The sequence below is a fragment of the Merdibacter massiliensis genome, assembly GCF_900155395.1.
In the GTDB taxonomy this organism is placed as follows: domain Bacteria; phylum Bacillota_I; class Bacilli_A; order Erysipelotrichales; family Erysipelotrichaceae; genus Merdibacter; species Merdibacter massiliensis.
Window position 1 is genome coordinate 176,599 of record NZ_LT699728.1, and the last position, 22,695, is coordinate 199,293.

Annotated in this window: 17 protein-coding genes and 7 tRNA genes; 5 read left to right on the forward strand and 19 right to left on the reverse strand. The window is 41.7% G+C overall.

Annotated elements, in window-relative coordinates; genetic code table 11:
• Positions 1-102 precede the first annotated feature (102 nt).
• Positions 103-1,359 carry an IS110 family RNA-guided transposase gene (locus tag BQ9859_RS10960; RefSeq protein ID WP_075878203.1) on the forward strand — a complete coding sequence of 419 codons (1,257 nt, stop codon included), beginning with the start codon at positions 103-105 and terminating at the stop codon, positions 1,357-1,359.
• 179 nt (positions 1,360-1,538) lie between these two features.
• Here BQ9859_RS10960 and BQ9859_RS10965 read toward each other — a convergent pair whose 3' ends face one another.
• The 12 genes from BQ9859_RS10965 to BQ9859_RS11020 form a co-directional block, all read right to left on the reverse strand.
• The gene (locus tag BQ9859_RS10965) at positions 1,539-2,576 is read right to left on the reverse strand and encodes a restriction endonuclease (RefSeq protein ID WP_075878204.1); all 1,038 of its coding nucleotides are present in this window, start codon (positions 2,574-2,576) and stop codon (positions 1,539-1,541) included.
• Between the two features lie 398 nt (positions 2,577-2,974).
• Positions 2,975-6,634 (reverse strand): X2-like carbohydrate binding domain-containing protein, encoded by a 3,660-nt coding sequence (locus BQ9859_RS10970; protein WP_075878205.1) that lies wholly within the window; start codon positions 6,632-6,634, stop codon positions 2,975-2,977.
• A 158-nt stretch (positions 6,635-6,792) separates the two neighbouring features.
• Positions 6,793-6,868, reverse strand: a tRNA-Phe gene (locus tag BQ9859_RS10975).
• Positions 6,869-6,872: 4 nt separating this feature from the next.
• Positions 6,873-6,949: transfer RNA gene (locus BQ9859_RS10980), tRNA-Met, on the reverse strand.
• A gap of 16 nt (positions 6,950-6,965) precedes the next feature.
• A tRNA-Ser gene (locus BQ9859_RS10985) sits at positions 6,966-7,056 on the reverse strand.
• Between the two features lie 12 nt (positions 7,057-7,068).
• Positions 7,069-7,145, reverse strand: a tRNA-Ile gene (locus BQ9859_RS10990).
• A 15-nt stretch (positions 7,146-7,160) separates the two neighbouring features.
• Positions 7,161-7,237: transfer RNA gene (locus BQ9859_RS10995), tRNA-Met, on the reverse strand.
• 10 nt (positions 7,238-7,247) lie between these two features.
• Positions 7,248-7,324 (reverse strand) — tRNA-Pro (locus BQ9859_RS11000).
• Between the two features lie 16 nt (positions 7,325-7,340).
• Positions 7,341-7,417: transfer RNA gene (locus BQ9859_RS11005), tRNA-Arg, on the reverse strand.
• 113 nt (positions 7,418-7,530) lie between these two features.
• Entirely contained in the window at positions 7,531-8,883 is a 1,353-nt protein-coding gene (locus BQ9859_RS11010; RefSeq protein ID WP_075878206.1) for a cadherin-like beta sandwich domain-containing protein, read from the reverse strand.
• 12 nt (positions 8,884-8,895) lie between these two features.
• On the reverse strand, positions 8,896-10,314 hold the full coding sequence (locus BQ9859_RS11015) for a GH25 family lysozyme (RefSeq protein ID WP_161941299.1): 1,419 nt from the start codon (positions 10,312-10,314) through the stop codon (positions 8,896-8,898).
• A gap of 216 nt (positions 10,315-10,530) precedes the next feature.
• Positions 10,531-11,787, reverse strand: a complete 1,257-nt coding sequence (locus BQ9859_RS11020; RefSeq protein ID WP_075878208.1) for an IS110 family RNA-guided transposase — start codon at positions 11,785-11,787, stop codon at positions 10,531-10,533.
• A 250-nt stretch (positions 11,788-12,037) separates the two neighbouring features.
• Here BQ9859_RS11020 and BQ9859_RS11025 point away from each other — a divergent pair, with 250 nt between their 5' ends.
• Complete coding sequence (locus BQ9859_RS11025; RefSeq protein ID WP_235846437.1) at positions 12,038-12,994, forward strand: tyrosine-type recombinase/integrase; 957 nt, start codon at positions 12,038-12,040, stop codon at positions 12,992-12,994.
• On the opposite strand, the gene BQ9859_RS11030 is transcribed toward BQ9859_RS11025, so the two are convergent.
• From BQ9859_RS11030 to sufC, 6 genes are read right to left on the reverse strand one after another with little or no spacing between them, the layout of a single operon-like run.
• Positions 12,987-13,538 (reverse strand): 5-formyltetrahydrofolate cyclo-ligase, encoded by a 552-nt coding sequence (locus BQ9859_RS11030; protein WP_235846438.1) that lies wholly within the window; start codon positions 13,536-13,538, stop codon positions 12,987-12,989. The genes BQ9859_RS11025 and BQ9859_RS11030 overlap by 8 nt on opposite strands.
• Positions 13,531-14,928, reverse strand: a complete 1,398-nt coding sequence (sufB, locus tag BQ9859_RS11035; protein WP_075878211.1) for a Fe-S cluster assembly protein SufB — start codon at positions 14,926-14,928, stop codon at positions 13,531-13,533. The genes BQ9859_RS11030 and sufB overlap by 8 nt, the downstream gene beginning before the upstream one ends.
• Positions 14,918-15,373 (reverse strand): Fe-S cluster assembly sulfur transfer protein SufU, encoded by a 456-nt coding sequence (gene sufU / locus BQ9859_RS11040; protein ID WP_075878212.1) that lies wholly within the window; start codon positions 15,371-15,373, stop codon positions 14,918-14,920. Before sufU ends, sufB begins: the two co-directional genes overlap by 11 nt.
• Before the next feature lie 13 nt (positions 15,374-15,386).
• On the reverse strand, positions 15,387-16,616 hold the full coding sequence (locus tag BQ9859_RS11045) for an aminotransferase class V-fold PLP-dependent enzyme (RefSeq protein WP_075878213.1): 1,230 nt from the start codon (positions 16,614-16,616) through the stop codon (positions 15,387-15,389).
• On the reverse strand, positions 16,594-17,388 hold the full coding sequence (locus BQ9859_RS11050; RefSeq protein ID WP_075878214.1) for a SufD family Fe-S cluster assembly protein: 795 nt from the start codon (positions 17,386-17,388) through the stop codon (positions 16,594-16,596). The genes BQ9859_RS11045 and BQ9859_RS11050 overlap by 23 nt, the downstream gene beginning before the upstream one ends.
• A gap of 4 nt (positions 17,389-17,392) precedes the next feature.
• Positions 17,393-18,208, reverse strand: coding sequence for a Fe-S cluster assembly ATPase SufC (gene sufC / locus BQ9859_RS11055; protein WP_075878215.1), 816 nt, complete (start codon positions 18,206-18,208; stop codon positions 17,393-17,395).
• Positions 18,209-18,388: 180 nt separating this feature from the next.
• Here sufC and BQ9859_RS11060 point away from each other — a divergent pair, with 180 nt between their 5' ends.
• The 3 genes from BQ9859_RS11060 to BQ9859_RS11070 all read left to right on the forward strand — a co-directional run bounded on the left by BQ9859_RS11060 (position 18,389) and on the right by BQ9859_RS11070 (position 20,824).
• A complete protein-coding gene (locus BQ9859_RS11060; RefSeq protein ID WP_075878216.1) occupies positions 18,389-19,393 on the forward strand; it encodes a peptidylprolyl isomerase in 1,005 nt (334 codons plus the stop codon).
• Between the two features lie 14 nt (positions 19,394-19,407).
• Positions 19,408-20,343, forward strand: a complete 936-nt coding sequence (locus BQ9859_RS11065) for a peptidylprolyl isomerase (RefSeq protein ID WP_075878217.1) — start codon at positions 19,408-19,410, stop codon at positions 20,341-20,343.
• Between the two features lie 88 nt (positions 20,344-20,431).
• The gene (locus BQ9859_RS11070; RefSeq protein ID WP_075878218.1) at positions 20,432-20,824 is read left to right on the forward strand and encodes an HIT family protein; all 393 of its coding nucleotides are present in this window, start codon (positions 20,432-20,434) and stop codon (positions 20,822-20,824) included.
• Positions 20,825-20,913: 89 nt separating this feature from the next.
• Here BQ9859_RS11070 and ltrA read toward each other — a convergent pair whose 3' ends face one another.
• A complete protein-coding gene (gene ltrA, locus BQ9859_RS11075; protein WP_075876852.1) occupies positions 20,914-22,206 on the reverse strand; it encodes a group II intron reverse transcriptase/maturase in 1,293 nt (430 codons plus the stop codon).
• Positions 22,207-22,695 lie beyond the last annotated feature (489 nt).

Here is a 22,695-nt window from a genome sequence, read left to right on the forward strand (position 1 = left end):
ACTTTGAGCCTGGACACTTATGATTGTTCAATCAACTGTTGTCGATTCGCTTTGATGACAGTCAATGCCACCTCTCCTTTTGTATGAAAGGAGCTTTTTTATATGGCAATGAAAATCGTTCGTTTCAACTGCTGTGGCATGGATGTTCACAAAGATCTGGTCGTCGCTACTATTGGTATCACCGATAGACAGTCGAACATCACAGAATATTTCCAACAATCTTTTTCCACTTTAAACTCGGACCTATATCGTTTAAAGGATTGGCTGAATTCTTATCACTGTTGTGATGTCTGCATGGAATCTACCGGTAAATACTGGATCCCTATCTTCAACATTCTTGAAGGTGAGATCAATGTCCATTTAACTCATCCCAAGTATGTCAAAGCCATCAAAGGCAAAAAAACTGATAAGAAAGATTCCAAATGGATCTGTGATCTCTTCAAACATGATCTGATCAAATTCTCGTTTATCCCTCCAAAAGAAATCCGAGAACTGCGTGAGATCGCCCGTTACCGATACAAGCTGGTCTGCATGCGTTCTTCAGAACGGAATCGTTATCAGAACTGTATGACCGTTTCCAATATCGGATTAGCTTCTGTTGTCTCCGATCCTTTTGGCAAGACAGCTTCCAATATCATGAAAGAAGTCATGAAGCCAAACGTGATTGATGATGACAAGATCTTAAAACTCATTCACAAAAATTGTAAGAACAAAGATAAGATACTAGACTCCCTTCACGGCTATCACATCGAAGCGGATCAACGATTCAAGATGGAAAAATCATTGAATCATATGGAGTACTTGGATCAACTCATCAATTCATGTGAAGCAGAATTGGTCAAGCGGGCTTATCCTTTACGCGAATCTTTCCAGCATATCATACAAATAAAAGGAATCAGTTCCTTATCGGCCATTCTGATCATCTCTGAAATAGGAATCGATATGTCTCAGTTTGAATCCGACAAACAACTTGTCAGTTGGGCTGGACTTTCTCCTGCCAACAACGAAAGTGCCGGCAAGAAAAAGTCAGTTCGTATCTCCAAAGCTGGACAATATCTCAAACCACTGCTTGTCCAATGTGCTTTATCGACCATCAAAGATAAGACATCTTATTTTGGAAGAAAGTATTCCAATATCAAGAAACGACGTGGTCACAAGAAAGCCATCATTGCGATCGCACGCATGATGTTGGTCAGTATCTATCACATGATCCTAACAGGCGAAGTATTTCAACCAACGGATTATGAATCCTTCATGAATCCACGATCCGATACCAAACAATCACTAACAGTTGAAGAAGCATTAAACTTTTTGAAACAATCCGGCATTGATATATCTTCTATTCAAATCAACTTATAAATTTTTTCGATATTTTTACTACTTATTTTTAAGTCGGCTTTTTTTTTACAGTTTTATTCACACTTTTCACCTCTGAATTTTTTACATACTTTTAAAGGATAGCATAAAAATCCGTATTTGTTAACAAGTGCAGCTATTTTCACAGAAAATTTATAGATTATGTAACAAAAACGATCGATTTAATCTACCCAAAGCCTTGCTTCTACTCCTAAACGAAGATAGCGCATGATGCCTTGATCCTGTACACAAAGCTGTAAGACACTTTCTTTTTGTTCCTCATTGAAATCAAATAATGATTGCTGCATCGTCGGCCGAACACCCAACAGCTGCGCATCTTCTAAAAAAGAAGGACGTGTAAAATAAAAACGCTTGCTGCTGTCATTGACCGTAAAGTAATGATATTTTCTTCTATTTTTCTTTTCCAAATGTATTTGACAGATACCTTCATCCGTATGCATGAAAGAATCAATCGGGAATGCATCTCTGCTGAGGGCATGTAAGTATACACCATGATTATTCGTAATGAACAAAGAAGATTGGATCATCTGCAGCTCATTGGTAATTTCATCCACCAACATCATCCATTCATCGCCATACTGTTCCTGTAAAGCATGTGCATCGCTTTCTGCATCTGCAACGATCACATTGCGAAGCTGTTGGTAAAAACAAGCAACTTCATCCGGATCATCAAAGGTGATCTTATCCTGGATCCATCTTGCACTATCCACAATGGCCCGATAAATCGGTTCCATCAACGGCTGGACACCATAAGAAATCGTTTGGATGCCATGTGCCGCTGCCAGATCTTCCGCCTCCTGCGTAAAGCCATTCATCGAAAAGAATACACCTTGGTCATGATATTGTTTTCTTGAAGAGAGACAGCCGTCACTCTCTCGCAGATACACTTGCGAGATATCCTGCATTTTCCCCATAAATTCACGGATATGCGCCTTTCCGATCTTTCGATCATAAAAACGTGCTTCTACACATAAACGAAGCGGCTGCATAAACGGCGTGGCAGCATGAAACACATAGACACCATCCACATCATGCCATTGTGCTCTTCCTTTTACCTCTCTGCCATATTCCCGATACGTACGCAGTCCATCTTCTTCCTTTACTTTTGCTGACGCAAAGCCGCCTTTTTGCAACAAATGTTCACAAACACAAAAAAACAAAAAACTGCGTAACTGATATAATTCTAAACTAATCGCCACAATGATCCCTCAATTCTTTGTTTTTATTATACCATAGCATTTCTTCTATAAAAAAGAGAAACTAGTCTCATTCAACTATGCGATAACCTGCACAAAAAAGAACAGATTCTGCTTTTTCCACATTTTCTTTCTTATCATCACATTCGCTGGTACCTGCTGGACAGGACATACCAGCAATTTTTCTTTATCCGTATTTCCAATAAAGCAAGTTCAAATCTACCAGTGTATCATCTGTCATTTGCTACAGAAAAATCTCCTTTCATTTTTAAATATCTATTTTTAGCAATAAATGCTTAATATAAAAATGACTGTTTCTTTTTAAATACATAAAGAAACAGTCATAACTACATATAAATTCAAAATTTAAATATCTTATATCGGATCTTTTTTACAATTATCTAATGCGAGTTCTTTTTGCGATAGACGATCAATGCAATCACTGCTCCTGCACAAACGACTGCAAATACTGCCCATGGCAAAATCGTATTTGCTGCACTTGTTTGCGAATTCTCTGTTGGATTCTCATTTTCTTGTTGTGCTGGGGCAACGATCGTAAAGTTTACCTTTGTTTCTCCATTCACATATACAAAGGTCAATGTATGTTCTCCTGCTGCTAATTTATCTAAATAACTAGCTTTTAAAGTAACGATCGTACTTCCCTTTTGCACTGTATATGCTTCTTTTGCCAGTGTCTTGCCGTCTAACAACAAAGAATCCAACCGCTCTGGTGCTCCGTTTGCCGTAATCGTTAAATCCTGATTGCTGCCTTTGTACCAAACACTGTCCTTTCCTGCCAGTATTTGATAATTCTTGCTGTCTGCCAACAGCTGGTTCAGTTTATCTATGGATGTGCTTAACTGCTGTTTTTCATTGCCGCTCAGCTGATCATACTGTTCTGCTATAGTTTCGATTTGTTCGATCGCTGCAAGATCATCCGGTTCCAGACTTACAGGTAATTTATCGATTGCTTCCTGCATGGACGTAATCTTTTCTATTGATTCTAGTGCTGCATTCACTTTATCTAGCACTGCTTGTAACTGTTCTTTTTCCTGATTAGTTAAATTTTCATTGTTCAACAGTTCTGTAAGTGAATCTTTCTTCTCTTCCAACTGTTGTTTATCCGCTGTCGTGATTGCATCTGATGGAGTCAAAGAAGAGATGTTCTTCATATATACCGTAATGCTAGCACTATTTCCTGCTTTGTCTTTTGCAGCGATTGTATACGTCATATCCGTATTTCCTGCTAGAGTAAAGCTTGTGCCTTCCACTTTTTTTCCATTTACTGTTACACTGTCTAAATTCGTATCATTTACGGTTACTTTCTGTGTTGTATAGTATGTGGCATCCGGCGTGATTCCGGTAAAGGTTGGTGCAATACCGTCAACAACACCCTCAACATTGATTTCTGTTTCACCATTGACAGTTACTGTATAAACACCTTCTTCATCTGGTGTTAAAACATTGCCATTCGCCTTTACTGCAAAATGATCTGCTTTTTTATATCCATTCTCAATATTGACAGTAAATTGAAATGTTTTGCCATATTCCACCGTTGTGCTGTCCTCTGTACCAATCTGGTATCCCAAAGGATTTGTTGGCAACGTAACTGTATATGTATTGGGAATTTCTTCAAACTGTGCAGTATAAAGCTTCGATTCGGTTACAGTGGTTACTTCTGGTAACCAGCCGATAAACGCATAGGAAGAATGATCTGTGCCTTCCTTGGATGGCATTGTCTTATCATAATTCGGCATATCCCCAAATGTGTAATAGCTCACATACTCTGCCTTGTTGTCTTCATTCGTATCCCAGCCGATTTGATAATTAACTTTATGATTCGCAGGCTGCTCACCAGTGTATGTACCGCCAATATTTACATTTATGGTCCCATCATTCGCAATACTTCCATTATTGGAGAAAGATACACCTTCCGGTATGATGAGAGAGCTCGTAGCAGGCACGTTGAAGGCAACAGTTTCATCAATCGCCAAATCATCCATCAACGTAACATTCCCACAGACACTACCCGTATGTTCAGACGGTTTGAACAAGATGCAGTTCCAACTATTTTTATTGTCAGTCTTTCCTATAGAATCTGCATAAATTACTGCATGTCCTTCTTTACTGGTTGATAGGTTATAGAGGCTTGTTCCCGACTTATTTTCAATAGTAACAATTCCTCCTGATATAACTGTTTGTGGGTTATTAAAAGGTTTGTTGGGATCATAGTATATTCCATCATAACCACTGCTGATATCGATTCTGCCACCATTTATGGAAACAGTTCCAGTATTGGTGCAAATACCTCTTCCATCTGATGCAGAATTCTTTATATTAATCTTTCCACCATTAATAGTAAGAATTTCTCTACTACTTGCTGCTTCTTCATTTGATGAATAATTAATAGCTCCATCTGATGAAACACTGCGTGTAACATTCAATATGCCCATCGTATTTATATCATCAGATTGTGAATACACAGCAAGACTGCCGCCCTGATTGATATCGATTCCACTTACATTACAAACAGCATCATCTGCCAGGATCAGATGAACACTGCCCGAAACAGTAATTTTTTGTGAAACATCATTCGTACCGCTGACAAGATACCAACCATCAGTTAATGATGTCTCTGCAGCAAATTCTTTTGCTGCAACAGACTTTGTTTCATTTGTTTTTGGATCAAAATAAGTTGTCACATACTCAACAGGATTCCCTAAAGGTGCATTGCCGGTATAGCTGCCATTTGGCTCAATTTGAATTTTTCCTAAGTTATTAATAGTTCCTTTATTTTCAAGACTACCCTGATCTGCGACGGTAAGAATCGAACCATTTGGAATTTCGAGGGTTTCATTAGACTGAATGGTCACACTGCTGTCAATCTGTATCTCACCATACGCTGTACCATTTGTGCCTTTGAACCAGATGCAGCTCCAATCATCAGTATTTTCACTACCTACTATGCTGTTAGCATAAATCACTACATCGCTTCCTGGTTCGGTATAAAAACTTGCAGAGCTTTTATAGTCTGAACCATTGCCAATGTCATCGGCACCCGATCCGCCTGTTGCAGTTATGATACCGCCCTTCAGTGTAATATTACCTGAAGTTCCTTTATATCCACCGCCACCGATTCCGGCGCCCCCGCTGCCGCCAGTTGCAAAGACAATACCTCCTGAAATTTCGATGTCTCCAACACCGCCATACCAATAACCGCCACCGATTCCTGCAGCACCGTCTTTTCCTCCATTAGCAGTAATCGTACCGCCAGTGATGACAATATTGCTGCAATCACTTACATATCCGCTGCCAATACCAGCACCCTTTTCTCCTCCTTCTGCAGTTACGGATCCTCCAGTGATAAGGATGCTACCAACATTCCCATAAGCAGTACTACCAATACCAGCGCCGCCTTCAGTATTGCTGACTGCTGATATTATTCCGCCATTAATCGTAATACTATTAACATCCCCATGGTTACCACTACCGATTCCTGCTGTATTTTTTATACCTGTTGCAGTAATTTTGCCACCATTGATTGTAATGCTGTTGACAATTGACTCTGTCCAAGCATCACCATTCCAACCGCCAATGCCGGCACCGCCGTTAGTCCCTCCGATTGCACTGATATTGCCACCGTTAATTACAATATTGCCGCCATCGCCACCTCCGATACCAGCATTTTTGTCTCCGCCATTTGCAATTAAATGGCCCATTAAATCATCAACAGACTGTGCTGTAATAGTTACCTGATGCTCTTTATTAACTATAATCCCCTGTTTTGCATCCAGTGTTGCACCATTTCCTAGCACCAGCACCACATCACCAGTAACTGTAATTTGATCTTCTATGGTGACATCACCTGTTACCAGATACCAGCCATCACTCATGCTAGAGGTATCTTCTGTAACCGTAGTATATTCTCCTACATACGATTGTAGTTCACCATTTTCATCTATGTATTGAATTCCGGTTTGATCTGCTGCATGAACAGCAGCAGGCATCATACTAAAAATCATTGCCAGTGTCAAAAGCATACGAAATACTTTCTTTTTCATGTTCTCTCTCCTTGTCTTTTTTAAAGAAAATTATAACACTTTTCTTATTCTTCAGGGTGCAATTTATTTGCAAAATTCATATAATTTTCAGTTTCCCCCTCCATTTTCTAAACATAAAAAATGATGAATAGCATCTATTCATCACTTTCTTTTCTTCATGGTGGTCTCGGTCGGAATCGAACCAACGACACAAGGATTTTCAGTCCTTTGCTCTACCGACTGAGCTACGAGACCATCTTGGTTGCGGGAGAAGGATTTGAACCAACGACCTTCGGGTTATGAGCCCGACGAGCTACCAGACTGCTCCATCCCGCGATGTCTTTTTCCTTACTGGCGGAGGAACTGGGATTCGAACCCAGGCGCCGCTTTCACGACCTACCGGTTTTCAAGACCGGACCCTTCAACCACTTGGGTATTCCTCCATCTCTTTTTTTTGGTGGACCCTGTAGGACTCGAACCTACGACCCACCGGTTATGAGCCGGATGCTCTGACCAACTGAGCTAAGGGTCCTTTTCTTATCTCATTTGGTGGCTGGAGTGAGACTCGAACTCACGACCTTCCGGGTATGAACCGGATGCTCTAGCCAACTAAGCTATCCAGCCATTTTTTTCATGGTCGGGATGACAGGATTTGAACCTGCGACCCCTTGATCCCAAATCAAGTGCACTACCAAGCTGTGCTACATCCCGTTCTCTTACAAAAAAATGGCGCGCCCAGCAGGAATCGAACCCACAACCTTTTGATCCGTAGTCAAACGCTCTATCCAGTTGAGCTATGGGCGCATATCTCTGATGTCTTCACATCAGTGCTCGTATATAATAGCAAACTATTTCCTTTTTTGCAAGTATTTTCTTGCTTTTATTAAAAAAGATGCTCAAATGAGCACCTTTTCAAACTATTCTATCGTTTTTGCTTTTTTCTGTTTGATCAACATCCAGACACCAAGTCCGATCAAAGCAACAACAGCCACGCCGGCGATTGCAAAGCCAACCATTTCCATTTGTTTTACGCTTTGATAAGCTTCATTATCAATCGTTAAACCATTAAACAACTGTAAAGTTTCTTCCGTGCTGTCATATTGGTAATAACAGCGTTCTCCCTTTTCATTCATGACATAGATCACTAAGAAATTGTTGAGATCTTTATTGTTAAACGTCCATCCTGGCAATTCAAGATCTTTGATTTTTACCGTTGTAAATGTCATCTCTGTCAATGACTGTTTTGCTTTGGGAATATCGATCTGATACAATGTACGTCCTGCTACGCTGATTGGTTTAAATGAAGAAGTCACTTTTCCATCTTCCAACAGATAGAATCCCTTTTCATCATTTTCATCAATCAGGTACACGATGGTTTGGTTCATCTTTTCATTGGTCCAAGCAGTGATCTCACCATCATCTGTTTTCACTTTGCTCTCTTTAAATCCTTCCGGTGCTTTCACATCTGTTGTATTTCGAACGACACCTAGTTTCGCACCATCTAAATCAAAATAGACCAATGGCTCTTCATCCACATATACATTGATCGTATAAACCTGTTTGGTGCCATATTCAGAAGTACAGGTAACTTCAATCTTATTATCTCCCGCTTTTAATTCTTTCTTTCCTGTACCAGAAACAGTTGCTTTTGAATCCTCTGCTTTGGCAGATACAGTAATTTCTGTTGCATCATTTGGCAAACTCACTTTATAAGTAGTCGTATCTGGATCAAATTTTGGAGATAATGTTCCTTTATCTACAGTTAGTGAACTCAAATCATAATTTTTAGAACGCGAATCATCTGCAGGCTCTTGCGCCGGCTTGGATGAACTAGAACTCTGCGAAGAACTACTGGATGAACTGCTAGATGAGCCGCTAGAAGAACTGCCGCTGGATGAACTATGAGAAGAACTTGTAGTAGGTTTTTTTATAACATTGACAGAAGCACTTGTATTAATTGTATAGTCAGTCGATCCATCTGAATATTGCCCATACACAGATACTGTATAAGTGCCTGCACTCGATGCTTTAAAGCTATAAGTATTTGTCGTTGATTCACCCTCAAATCCCATAGGTTCTGCCGAAACAGCTCCACTAACTGAATATGCCCATGACTTTGAATTGCTTGGAACGGAAATAGAAACGGTAACCGTATCTCCAACATAAGCAGTACCTGGCATACTGATAGATGCATTTGCACGTACAGATATTGGCATTACAAATAATAAAGACATACAGAAGCAAAGAATAGATTTTGTGATTTTTTTCATACGAATTCCCCCTTATTGCTTGATTTTTTCTTTTCCGATAATATCATTTTTTATTTTTAATAAAGAAGTTGCTCCTGCAGAATTATTTGCTAATTTTGCTGCTTCTAAGTTTGCACCGCTTAATTTTCCTTTATTTATAATATGCATTTTCAGTTTATATAAATCAGTTGCACCAATATTTCCATCGCCATTCAGATCACCACGTATGACGACTTGCATTGCATAACTGCTGGTGCCTGTCGTCTGATCTTGTATGGTAACGGTAATGGTTTGACCGGTGGCAACTTTTCCACTGGTAATGACATTGCCGGATGCATTGGTAATGGTAACTGCGCCAACGCTGGATAATGCTGCAGACAAAGTAGAGATGTCACTACCTAAAGCAAATCCGCTGACATAGCCATTGGAGAATGTCAATTTCTGTGCATTTAGTTTCTCCTGGATACTGCTTGGAAGAGTATCCGTCAACGCTTTATTATAGAATTGATCTGAGAAACAGTTCATGTCCACTCTGCCTGATATACCGGAAACAGAACCACTGGAAGAATACTGCCAGCCTTGTGGACCGCTGTAATTGTTGTTGGTGAATTTCAAATCTGGTCCGTATTCTGCTGCCCATGACACATAAGGATAGATAATGTTAGGGCTATTTAATACTCCGGTCAAATAACTGCGGTAACTATATACATGAATTTTCCTGCTCAAACGGCTGTCCTTTTTTGCTAGTGTCGTGATGAAAGTGGAGATGATGCTTTCGTATGCTTTGATCGTGGTAGGCGGTCTGCGTGTCGTTCCATCATCATCCCATGCATCAAATTTTTCGATGTCATAGTAGAATGGATAAGATAGATTGAGGTCGACCCCTTCTAACATCTCTGCAGCTCCGTTCGCTTCTGAATAAGCAAAGTTGGCATCATATGCATAACTGTATAAATATAATCCATAAGGAATACCCAATCGGTTACATTCAGAGATATTATAATCAAAATAGTTATCTTTTCCTAAATATCCCCAACCAAGACGAATAATGACGCCATCCACCCCGCTGGCTTTGACTTTCTCCCAATTGATCTTTCCGTTATGTTCCGATACATCGATGACTTTTTTTGAACCTTTGCTGTAAACTAAGTTTCCATACCCATCGTAAAATGATTTGATTCCATTATCTTCCTGCCAGTAAGGTTCCCCGCTTGACATCAGCATCGGTTGAGAAGCCATGGATGAACCCATCGCTACATTTTCCATCAGCTGAGAAACTTCTGGATCTACTGGAACATATGTATCTTCTGTGACGATTTCAACTTCTTCAATGCTGTCGCTTGCTTCTCCATATCCATTTTCTGTTGCTGTATCTTTGGCTTCCAACAAAAAATTGCCGCCAAGCGAAATGATCATGAAAAAAGCAAGCAAACTGACACCTATTTTTTTCAAATCGTACACCTCCCTATCTTTTAGACATTCAAAATGATACCATAATTCCCTTCTCTCATCAACAAAGGCGATGTTTCCTTTTTCTGTGAAAACATTGCTTTTTTTATATTCCATGATAAAAAAGAACTACACCGACATTGAGAGGAGGAAAAGTGTGAATAAAAATGCGCAAAAAGGGCCGACTTAAAAACAGGAGGTAAAAGATATCGAAAAAATTTATAAGTTGACTGGAATAGAAGAAATATCAATGCCAGATTGTTTTAAAAAGTTCAATGCTTTTTCAACTGTAAGTGAAGGATTGGCGTTTGGTTTTGGATCCATAAAGGATTCATGGTCACATGGATTAAATTCTTCTCCTGTAAGGATCATGCGGTAGATGCTGACCATCATCATGCGTGCGATCGCAATGATTGCTTTCTTATGACCTCGTCGTTTCTTGATATTGGAATACTTTCTTCCAAAATAAGATGTCTTATCTTTGATGGCCGATAAAGCACATTGGACAAGCAGAGGTTTGAGATACTGTCCAGCTTTTGAGATGCGGACTGACTTTTTCTTGCCGGCACTCTCGTTGTTGGCAGGAGAAAGTCCGGCCCAACTGACAAGCTGTTTGTCGGATTCGAACTGAGACATATCAATTCCTATTTCAGAGATGATAAGAATAGCAGATAAAGCACTGATTCCTTTTATTTGTGTGATGTGCTGAAAAGATCTGCGAAAAGGATACGCACGCTTAATCAATTCCACTTCGCATGAATCAATGAGCTGATCTAAATATTCCATATGATCCAAAGATTTTTCCATCTTGAATCGTTGATCCGATTCAATGTGATAGCCATGAAGAGAGTCCAGTATCTTATCTTTGTTCTTACAGTTTTTGTGAACGAGCTTTAGGATCTTGTCATCATCGATCACATTGGATTTCATGACTTCTTTCATAATGTTGGAAGCCGTCTTGCCAAAAGGATCTGAAACAACAGAAGCCAGACCGACATTAGAAACGGTCATACAGTTTTGATAACGATTCCGTTCTGAAGAACGCATGCAGACCAGTTTGTATCTGTAACGTGCGATCTCACGCATCTCCCGAATTTCTTTGGGAGGGATAAACGAAAACTTGATCAGATCATGTTTGAAGAGATCACAGATCCATTTGGAATCTTTCTTATCTGTCTTCTTGCCTTTGATGGCTTTGACATACTTGGGGTGAGTTAAATGGACATTGGTCTCATCTTCAAGAATGTTAAAGATCGGGATCCAGTATTTACCGGTAGACTCCATACAGACATCAGAACAGTGATGAGATCGCAGCCAATCCTTTAAACGGTATAGGTCGGAGTTTAAAGTGGAGAAGGATCGTTGGAAGTATTCTGTAATGTTGCTCTTTCTATCGGTGATCCCAATAGTAGCGACAACCAGGTTTTTGTGAACATCCATGCCACAACAGTTGAAACGAACGATTTTCATTACCATAAAAAAAATCCTTTCATGCAAAAGGAGAGGTGGCATTGACTGTCATCAAAGCGAATCGACAACAGTTGATTGAACAATCATAAGTGTCCAGGCTCAAAGTCCTACTTATTTGTGCTTGAGATGATGACGGCAACTTATATATATACAGGATATTCAATTGAGTAGAATTCCTACTCACCTCCACGTGCTCTGTAGTGTACCACCTCTCTTATATGGTAACACGAAAAAATGAGACGTGTGAGATATATTGATGAAATATTTGTGTCCGCGCGACCTTAGGCGCGGGAAAATGGAGGAATATATGATAACAGAAAAAATGTTGATGATGTATTTGAAAGATTGCGAGCAGCGAAGCCGTCTGGATTGGAAAACGATCAAGGCGTACCGCTGTGACTTGCAGCAATTTTATGAATTTTTAGATGCGCGTGAATTGGACCGCTTCATTTTGGAAGAATATCTGATTCACTTACATACTGTGTTTTCCGTCAAAAGCGTACAACGCAAACTGGCCAGCCTGCATGCGTTCTTCCAGTATCTCGTTTTTTATGAACAGATCGAAGAAAATCCATTGGATAAGATCCGTACCCATTTTCAAAAGCCTTTTTTATTGCCGCGTACGATCCCGCTAGCACAGATGCAGCGCTTTTTTCATTATTTATATGAACAGATTCCCTGTGCCACGACGCCTTATCAAAATAAATGTGCCTTGCGCAATGTTGCCATCTTCGAATTGCTGTTTTCCACCGGTTTGCGCATTTCCGAACTGTGCGATCTGCGTTTAAAAGATATCGACCTGAATGAATACACCGTTCGGATCTATGGGAAAGGAAAAAAAGAACGGATGCTGTCGATTGGTTCTTCTACTGTGCGAAATGCCTTAAGCGCTTATCATGCGATCGCACACTCGCATCTGGAAACAGATGCATATTTCTTTTTGAACCGCAACGGCACGCGGATCTCCGACCAGTCTATTCGCATCTTGCTGCATCGTTATTGCAAAGAACAGGGATCCTTATGGATGACCCCGCATATGTTTCGGCATACGTTTGCTTCCATGTTATTGGAAGAGGAGGTCGATATCCGTTATATCCAGCATATCCTGGGACATAGTTCGATCACGACGACACAGATCTACACCCATGTTTCCGATCACAAACAAAAAGAGATCCTTCAAATGAAGAATCCCCGTGATCGTCTGCTTATTTGACAGAGATCGAATAAATCTGTTCTTGGGTGATGATGACATCCATCATCACATCATGCGGCTGCGGCTGTATGTCTGTCGCTTGTTGACAGGCAAATGCCACACCAATCCGTAATGCACGGCTTTTTTTGAGATAGCGGTCATAGTAGCCCATCCCATGTCCCAGCCGGTTTCCTTTTGCATCAAAAGCGACCATGGGAACAATGATCACATCTAACTGCATGGGATCGATGATCTGTTTTGCTTTCGGTTCCAAGATCCCATAGCGATTTTCGATCATGTCTCCATTGGGATCCAGCTGGCACAGATCCATTTCTCCTTTCGGCTTGCAGACAGGCAGATAGATTTCTTTCTCTTTCAATAAGGGCAGGAAGAGAAAATGCAGGTCCACTTCTTCTTCCATGGCCATATACAATGCGATCCGTTTGGCATCTGTCAGATACGGCTGCAGTTTTTCACAAATCGTTTTGCTGAAACGCCAGCGTTCTTCTTCGCTCAATGCCTTTCTGGCAACAAGCGCTTGAGCGCGCAATTGCTGATTATCCAATGGAATCACTCATATCTAATTTTAAGAGCTGATTGAGCTCAACGGCATATTCCATCGGCAGCTCACGCGTAAACGGCTCCAAGAAGCCCATGACGATCATTTCCATCGCCTGCTGGCGGCTGAGTCCGCGCGACATCAGATAGAACAGCTGTTCTTCGCTGACATTGGAAACAGTCGCTTCATGTTCGATCTGACTGCTTTGGTTTTTGGACAAATTGGTCGGTATCGTATCGCTGCGCGACAGCTTGTCTAAGATCAGCGTATCGCATTCGATCTTGCTTTTGGCACCATCCGCTTTTGGCGAATGATAGATATAGTCGCGGAAATTGGTTTCGCCGCCGTTACGCGCAACGGATTTGGAGATGATGTTGCTGGTCGTATGCGGTGCCAGATGGATCATCTTTGCCCCCGCATCCTGGATCATGTTTTTGGAAGCGACCGCAATGGAGATCATCGTTCCTTTGGCTCCTTCTTCTGCCAAGATACAAGCCGGATATTTCATGTTCAGACGCGAACCGATATTGCCGTCGACCCACTCCATCGAACCATTGGCCATGACCTTGGCACGTTTGGTTACCAGGTTGATGATGTTGTCTGACCAGTTCTGCACCGTGGAATAACGGCAGCGGCCATTCTTATGTACATAGATCTCAACGATCGCGGCATGCAGGGAATCTTTGGAATACTGCGGTGCTGTACAGCCTTCCACATAATGTACGTCCGCTCCTTCATCCACGATGATCAATGTCCGTTCAAATTGTCCCATCTGCATGCTGTTGATACGAAAATACGACTGCAGCGGTTTTTCCAAAGTAACGCCTTTTGGCACATAGATAAAAGAACCGCCGCTCCATACTGCTGTGTTTAATGCAGCGTATTTATTATCCGTATACGGCACGAGCTTTCCAAAATATTTTTTGACCAGATCGGGATACTGGCGCAATGCGGAATCCGTATCCAGGAAAATGACTCCTTTTTCCTGGACTTCTTCCAGCATGTTATGATAGACAACTTCGGATTCATATTGTGTCGATACACCAGCCAGATATTTGGCTTCTGCTTCCGGGATGCCCAAGCGGTCAAATGTATTCTTGATCGTTTCCGGTACTTCATTCCAGTCTTTTCCCTGCTTTTCGCTTGGTTTGATGTAATAAGTATACTCGTCAAACTGGATCCCGCTAAGGTCTGGTCCCCAGCTTGGATTTTTTTGTTCTATAAAAGAATCATATGCTTTCAAACGGATTTCACGCATCCAGTCAGGTTCCTGCTTGATCTTTGAAATCGTTTCAACGACTTCGCGGCTCAAACCTTTTTCTGTTTTATAGACGCTGACATCTTCATCATGAAAGCCGTATGCATACTGTTCTTCCAGATGCAGCTCATTTTTCATCGTCGTTTCCTTCACTTTCCTCTATTAATTCTTCCAATGCTTTCCATCCGATCGTGGCGCATTTGATCCGGTTGGCTTGTTTTCCCACATTGGCAAATGCGACTGCTTCTTCCAGCAGATCACCATCGTATTCCTTTTGATCGATCATCGCAAAATAATTGCGGATGATCTCTTTTGCTTCTGCAATGCTTTTTCCTTGGACCAATTCGCTCATGATCGAAGTGCTGGCAGTCGAGATCGTACAGGCGACCCCGTCAAAGCGCACATCTTTGACGATGCCGTCTTCGATCTTGGATTGTACATAAATATCATCGATGCAGGATTCCGAGGCCATGTGCTTTTGCGCATAGCCTGATTCCTGAGTAAGTGTATGATTGCGCGGGTATTCATAGTGATCCATGATGATCTGACGCAAGACCATCGGATCTTTTAACAAATCTGCCATCTTTCATCCCTCCTTAAAAGAAGATATCCAAACAGCGTTCCATCGTGCACTCCTGCAGTACCTGCAGGAAACGATTGGCTTCTTCTTTTGTATTATACAGATAAACACTGGCGCGCAGCGTTGCGCCTACCCCTAAAAATTCGACTAACAATTTCGCACAATGCTGGCCGCTGCGCAATGCGATCCCATTGTTGTTGAAATAACTTGCCGCATCCTGGGCAAAGATATTCTTTACATTAAATGTGATGATCCCGCTTTGCGCCGTCTCATTATATAAAATGACATGGGGCATCTCTTTCATCTTTTCCACCATATACGTACGCAGTTCTAATTCATGATCATGGATCGACTGCATCGAAATATTTTCTAAATAATCGATCGCTGCACGCATTCCCAGTACGCCTTCGATAGCCGGTGTTCCGCTTTCAAAACGATACGGCACTTCTTTCAGCTGCAAATTGCCGCAGACATCAAAACGGGCATTGCTGCCGCCGCCCAGATACAACGGTTCACAGGCTTCCAACAGCTCTTTTTTGCCGTACAATACGCCAACACCGCTTGGTCCGCACAATTTATGTGCACTGAAGGCAAAGAAATCACAGTCCAGATCTTGCACATCGATCGGCATATGCGGTGTCGATTGGGCACCGTCCACCACCACGATCACGCCTTGTTCATGCGCCAGTTTGCAGATTTCTTTGATCGGCGCCACTTGTCCCAAGACATTGCTGACCTGTGCCAGGACGATCATCTTTACTTTTTCATGCATGGCTTTTTTGACATTTTCCATCGTGATGCGCCCTTCTGCATCCAAAGCGATGTATTCCACATCTGCTTTGCATTCATGTGCTGCACGCTGAAACGGCAAAATACTGGAAGCATGCTCCGCCATGGTGCTGAGCACGACATCTCCTTGTTTTAAGATTTTCTTTGCATAACCGATCGCAATCTGATTGAGCGATGAACTTGTCCCTGCAGTAAACACGATCTGTTCTTTGCTTGGCGCATGCAGAAACTGTGCCACTCTTTCTCTGGCCGACTCGTAGGCTTCATCCACCTTTGCACTCAGTTCATAATCGCCGCGGTGGGCATTCGCTCCCAATGTCGTATAGTAATTGGTTACTGCATCAATGACGCAGGTCGGTTTCAATGTCGTAGCGCCATTGTCAAAATAGATGAGCGGATGTCCCATCATGGTCTGTGATAACAACGGAAAATCTTTACGAATGTTCGCGATGTCCATACAATCCCACCTTTTCTTCCACTCTACATTTTACTTCTTCTCTAAGCTCACTATTCGTGATTCGCTCGATGATCGGCAAGAAATATCCGATCGATAACAATCCCAATGCCATTTCTTTGTTCAGCCCTCTGGTCTGTAAATAATACAGCTGATCTCCATCCGGCTGGCCCAAGGTCATGGCATGCGATGCTTTTACTTCATTTTCATCAATATATAAGATCGGTGTCACTTGTGCCTGATGCCGCTCGCTCATCGTCAATACACGCGTTTTCTGATGGCTGACACTGTCATGTGCCCCGCTCTTGATATTGCCGATGGCTTCTACTTCACAACGCACGTCATCTTCGACGACGCAATAATTTTCCATGATTCCATAAGTATACGGATAACGGTGCAGGATCTCCATGTTCCATTTTTTATCGGCCGCCGCCAATGTTGCGCTATGGATCTCGATATGGGCCTCACTGCCGAAATGCTCGCCTTGAATCTTATACGTTGCCGGAATCTTTTCCACATCTAAGACAACGACATGGATCCAGGCACCTTCCTGTGCCTGTACCTGGATCTTGCTTTGCAGCGCTTGTTTGCTTTGGATATCCAGAAATACGGTCGTCTCGCTGTAAGCAGATGCCAACAATTCCATATCCAGCAGCCCGCTGCTGACGCGCACATACACGCTGCCTGTGCTGTGTGGTGCAAATGTCAGGGCATAGGCTTGTGTATCTTCTATCTGCAGCTGTGCATCAAAGTGATCTTGAAATACTTGTTTCATCTGCTTACTCCCCGCGGTGTGCACCACAGCTGCCTAATAATTCCACTTTCTTTTCCACTTGTTTGGCACTGCTGACATGATATGTCTCTTCGACCCACTCATATCCTTCCTGATCGATCTTTTCGATCAATTCACTGCCGCCGCTGACAACGATCTTTCCATCCATCAGCACATGCGCATGGGTCGGTCTTACATATTCTAAGAAACGGGCATAATGCGAAACGACGATCATGCCTAATTTTGTCTTTTCCTGCAGCTCCAATACAGCCTGTGCAACGATCTTCAAGGCATCCACATCTAAACCGGAATCGATCTCATCTAACATTGCAATGCTTGGTTCCAGCATCAGCATCTGAATGATCTCATTGCGTTTCTTTTCACCGCCGGAAAATCCTTCATTCAAAAAACGATGGGCCAGATCTTCTTTCATCTGCATCTTTTGAATCGTTTTTTCCATCTGGCGGATAAACTGGAACAAAGGAATCGGACGTTCTCTGCGCGCATTCATCGCTGTACGCAGGAAATCCGAATTGGTCACGCCGCTGATCTCGCTTGGATACTGCATTCCTAAAAATAAACCGGCTTTGCTGCGCTCGTCTACTTCCATCGCCAAGACATCTTTGCCATCCAACAAGATCTCTCCCTGTGTTACCGTATATTTGGGGTTTCCCATGATGGCAGCCAGCAATGTGCTTTTTCCATTGCCGTTTGGCCCCATCAAAGCATGGGTCTCGCCTTCCTGAACAGTCAAATTGACTCCTTTTAATATTTCTTTATCTTCCACCTGTACATGTAGGTCTTTTACAGTTAATGTACTCAATGTGCATCTTCCTTTCATCAACGGACATATCATAGCAAAAAAGCGATAAAACCTCAATTCAAACGTCTCAAGGAAAGCGCAGAAATTGTGGCTATGTGAAAATTACGTGAATTGCTTTGAAAAATTGCTTTTTCATCTAGAATCGCATATAATGAAAAAGCAACTGAAAGGATGAAATTTATGGTGGAAATACTAAAGAAAAACTGGTTTGTCGTATTGATCGCGATCCTGCTGTGCGGCTTTTCGATCTACTACGTATGGGATACGACAAAAGACTTTGTCAAAGGAAAAAGTGTGGATGGCAAAGAATTGATTGCGTCCATCGACGGCTATGATCTGACAGCCGATGATCTCTACGATGAGATGAGCCGTTTCTCTGTTTCACAGCTGTATTACCGTTTCCGTAATGCAGTCATCGAACAAAGCGTAACTGAAGAAACAGACGAGATGAAAGAAGCTGCGAAAACACTGCGTTCGAATTTGGAAGCACAGGCACAGTCAAGCACGAGTTCTTCCGGCAGCAGTGCGGATGATCTGATCGCCGACATGTTGAAAAACGTCGGTTTAGGAGAAGATGAACTGGATCGTTTCTGCATGCTGGCGCAAAAAGAAGCTGTGTTACAGCGCAATTATGTCAAAGAACATTTCGATGATCTGATGAAAGATGTAAAGAATCCGCATGTGATCTCGATCATCGAGCTGGCAGTCAATGATGCAAGCTCACTCACTGACGATGAAAAAGCTTCACAGGAAAAGATCGATCAGGCACTAGAAGATGGCAGTGCATTTGCCGATGTGGCGAAAGAGCAGTCACAGTCAACGATCAGCGATGAAAACGGCTTCTATGGTTATATCGATGAGAAGACATCCAGCTCTACGACATTTACGGATGATATGCTCAAAGCTGCATTGGCTTTGAAAGAGGGAGAAACCAGTGCCTGGGTCAAAGTGGACAGTGACAGCGGAGACAAGCTGGTATTGATCCATGCCGATACCGTTGGCAAAGATGCAGTGAAAGAAAGCGATAATAATGATGTTTGGAGCTCACTTGTTTCTACTCTGGTCAATCGTAATTCCACATTGGCAAGCGAGATCTTATTCAATGCTGCTGATCAGCTAGATATCAAGTTCACTGATGAAAATATGGAAAGCCGTTTGCGTATCTACGCTGGCTTAGATGAGTAAAGGAGGGCGTACAAATGAAAAAAACAAAAATGATCTGTATGCTGGGTGCTGCACTCATGCTTGCCGGCTGTGGAAATGCCTATGCCAACATCTCTCATGGAAATGATGTGGTAGTAACTGTTGGCGATACAAAGATCACCGACGGCGATCTGTATCCGCAGATGAAAGCAGGCAGCGGTACCGATTACACACTTTCGCTGATCCGTGAAAAAATCTACGAAAACGAAGTAGAAGTAACGGATGATATGAATAAAAAAGCACAAGATGATTATGACAGCTATGCTGAACAGGCACAATCTTATTACGGCATGACGATGGAAGAATATGTACAGCGTCTAGGTTATACAGACAAAGAAGAATACATCAAAAAAGTGATCTTGCCGACGTATGAACAAACGGAATTAAATAAGAAATACTTTGAGGAAGACAATGAAGAATTCATGGAAAAATACCAGCCTGTCAAAGCACGTATCTTTGCGACAAGCGAGCAGGATCAGGCAAGTCAGGCCTTGGATGCACTCAAAGATGGAGAAGATTTTCAAACAGTCGTAGACAAATACGGCGATACTTCCACTTATAAAGGCAATGAACAGCTGTATTATACTGACAGCGGATTGCCAAGCGTCGTGATGAATAAATTAAAAGATGCAAAAGAAGAAAACAAAGTGATCAATGAAGTGATCGTGGACTCTACAACAGGTACTTACTATATTGCCTACTTCGTATCCAATGACTACGATACGATCAAAGACGATATCATCTCTACCTTGGCTGAAAAAGATTCCGTCACAAGCGATTGCATGGTTTATTTCTTAAAGAAATATAACTTCACCGTTTATGATACAGATATCTTCAATTCGATCAAGACAAGCTATCCGCAATATTTGGTACAGCGTCCGGATATTGCAGAATCAGCTTCTTCTACCTCTTCTACTAGCAGCCTTTCATAAAAAAAGAATGCGTATGATGCACCGTGCACATACGCTTTTTTTTCTGTCTGATTTCTGCTACAATAGCCATGATAGGAGGTAGTCAAATATGTGTATATTTTGCGATATCGCAGAAGGAAAGATTCCTTCCAGCAAGATTTATGAGGATGACAAAGTGATTGCTTTCCTCGATCTGTCACAAGTGACCAAAGGACATACCCTGGTCGTGCCAAAACAACATTTTGATAATTTCTTGACTTGCGATCCAGAGATCTTGGCACATTTGATGCAGGTAGCACAAACGCTGGGAAAACACATCATGGAAAAAACCGGGGCGAAGGGCATGAATATCTTAAGCAATCTAAATGAAGTTGCCGGACAAAGCATCATGCATTTCCATGTCCATCTCATTCCGCGTTATAGCGAAGAGGATGCCGTTCAGATCGTATTTCACGAATCAGAAAAACAAGATCTGGATGCATTGAAAGAACAATTGCAATAGAGTAGAGGGAAGAAATTAATCTTCGCCCCTCTCATTGCACCGTACGTACGGGTCTCGTATACGGCGCTACATTTATATGTTAATACAACCTATCTTAGATAGTATGCTAGAGGATTGACCAATCCAGGTCTTTCCTCTTTTCTTATGGCTAGAATATCCGCATTAAGTAAGAAATTAATTACATTCCCATTTGCTTGTTTATATAGGCCAAGCCTTGTATTCGCTACCGAGTAGAGTTGTTCATCACTGAAGTGATATGGCAATTTCTCATTCAACTTTTGTAGATTTTTATATATCCTCGGTGGTACTTTCCACTGTTTTAAGATGATGACCCTTATTTTGTGCCTTAACCATTGTCCAAATTCATCGATGAAGTTCTTCATCCTTCCGATTCGAAAGTAGTTTATCCATCCTTTGACGATTTGGTTTATCCTGGTGAATGTTTTAGCGTTGGTCTGTGCTACACATTTCTTTCGAATGAGTTCCTTTCGACATTTATCATACAGGCTTTTCTTACTCTTCTTTGTAGGAATACATTCCCATTTTGATGAGTTCTTCCAGTATGCAAAACCTAGAAAATTACTATTCGTTGGTCGTACTACCTTTGTTTTGGTTGCACTGACTTTTAGGAATAATTTTCTCTCCAGCCATGATGTGACGGACTTCATCACTCGATTTGCTGCCATCTCGCTTTTAACGAAGATATTACTATCATCTGCATATCTCACAAAGCATAGTCCCCTTTCTTCCAGTTCCTTATCAAATTTATCTAAGTAAATATTTGATAGAATTGGACTTAGAGGTCCTCCTTGTGGCATTCCTATGGCATTTGCTTTGACAAAACCATTTTCCATGATTCCTGCCTGCAGGAATTTACGAATCAAATGCAATGTTGTCGAATCATTCACATGCTCTCTAAGTATTGAAATTAATTTATCGTGATTTACTGTATCGAAGTATGCTTCTATATCTAAATCGATGACCCATTCGTATCCTTCATTTAAGTAGTCCAGTGTTCGCAGGATGGCATCATGTGCACTCCTGTTTGGTCGGAATCCAAAACTATTCTCACTGAATTTACTATCATAAATATCTGATAACACTTGAGCTATCGCCTGTTGGATGACCCTGTCTACTACTGTCGGAATTCCCAGGGGTCTTTTCTTTCCATTTGATTTAGGAATATAGACTCTTCTTACAGGTTGAGGTTTGTATTTCTTCGCCAGTATCTGTTTCTTTATCTGTTCCCTATAGGCCTTGAAATACTCGTCAATTTCATCCACTGTCATCTTATCAATGCCAGGTACACCTTTATTACTTTTGACTCTTTTGATTGCCTCTTCGAGATTTTCATCTCTTAAGATCACTTCGATCAATTTCATGTTGTTGCTTCTCCTTCCTTTTGTAAATATATTTGGAACCATTCCCTCTACCTTCATTCCCATGGGATTACGATTCCCACTTATGGAACTATCCTCGATTTCGAACTATCCAAACATTGCGCATGGTGAGCTGCACCATATAAACATTAGGTCCTTGGGTATAGATGTCTCTACCTACTACGACCTCAGCTGACTTCTTGTGGTAAACCTTTTTCGACCGATGTTACCATCACTGATTTTAAAGATATTGGATTTCATCGTCCACAAGACCTCCCGGGGTAATTCACGAATCCTGTTTCTTTCACAACGTCCTGATTTACTGTCTTGGTTTTACGTTTACCTTTTGGACTTCGGTTTGATATGCAACCTTATCCACCATTTAGCCTTATATCCGGTTTCTGTTCGTACGCTCGAAAGAATCGCTACACCACTTCCTCCATCCTCAACATCACTGTTAACGACTTGTGGTTCGCTACACTTGGCGGTAAC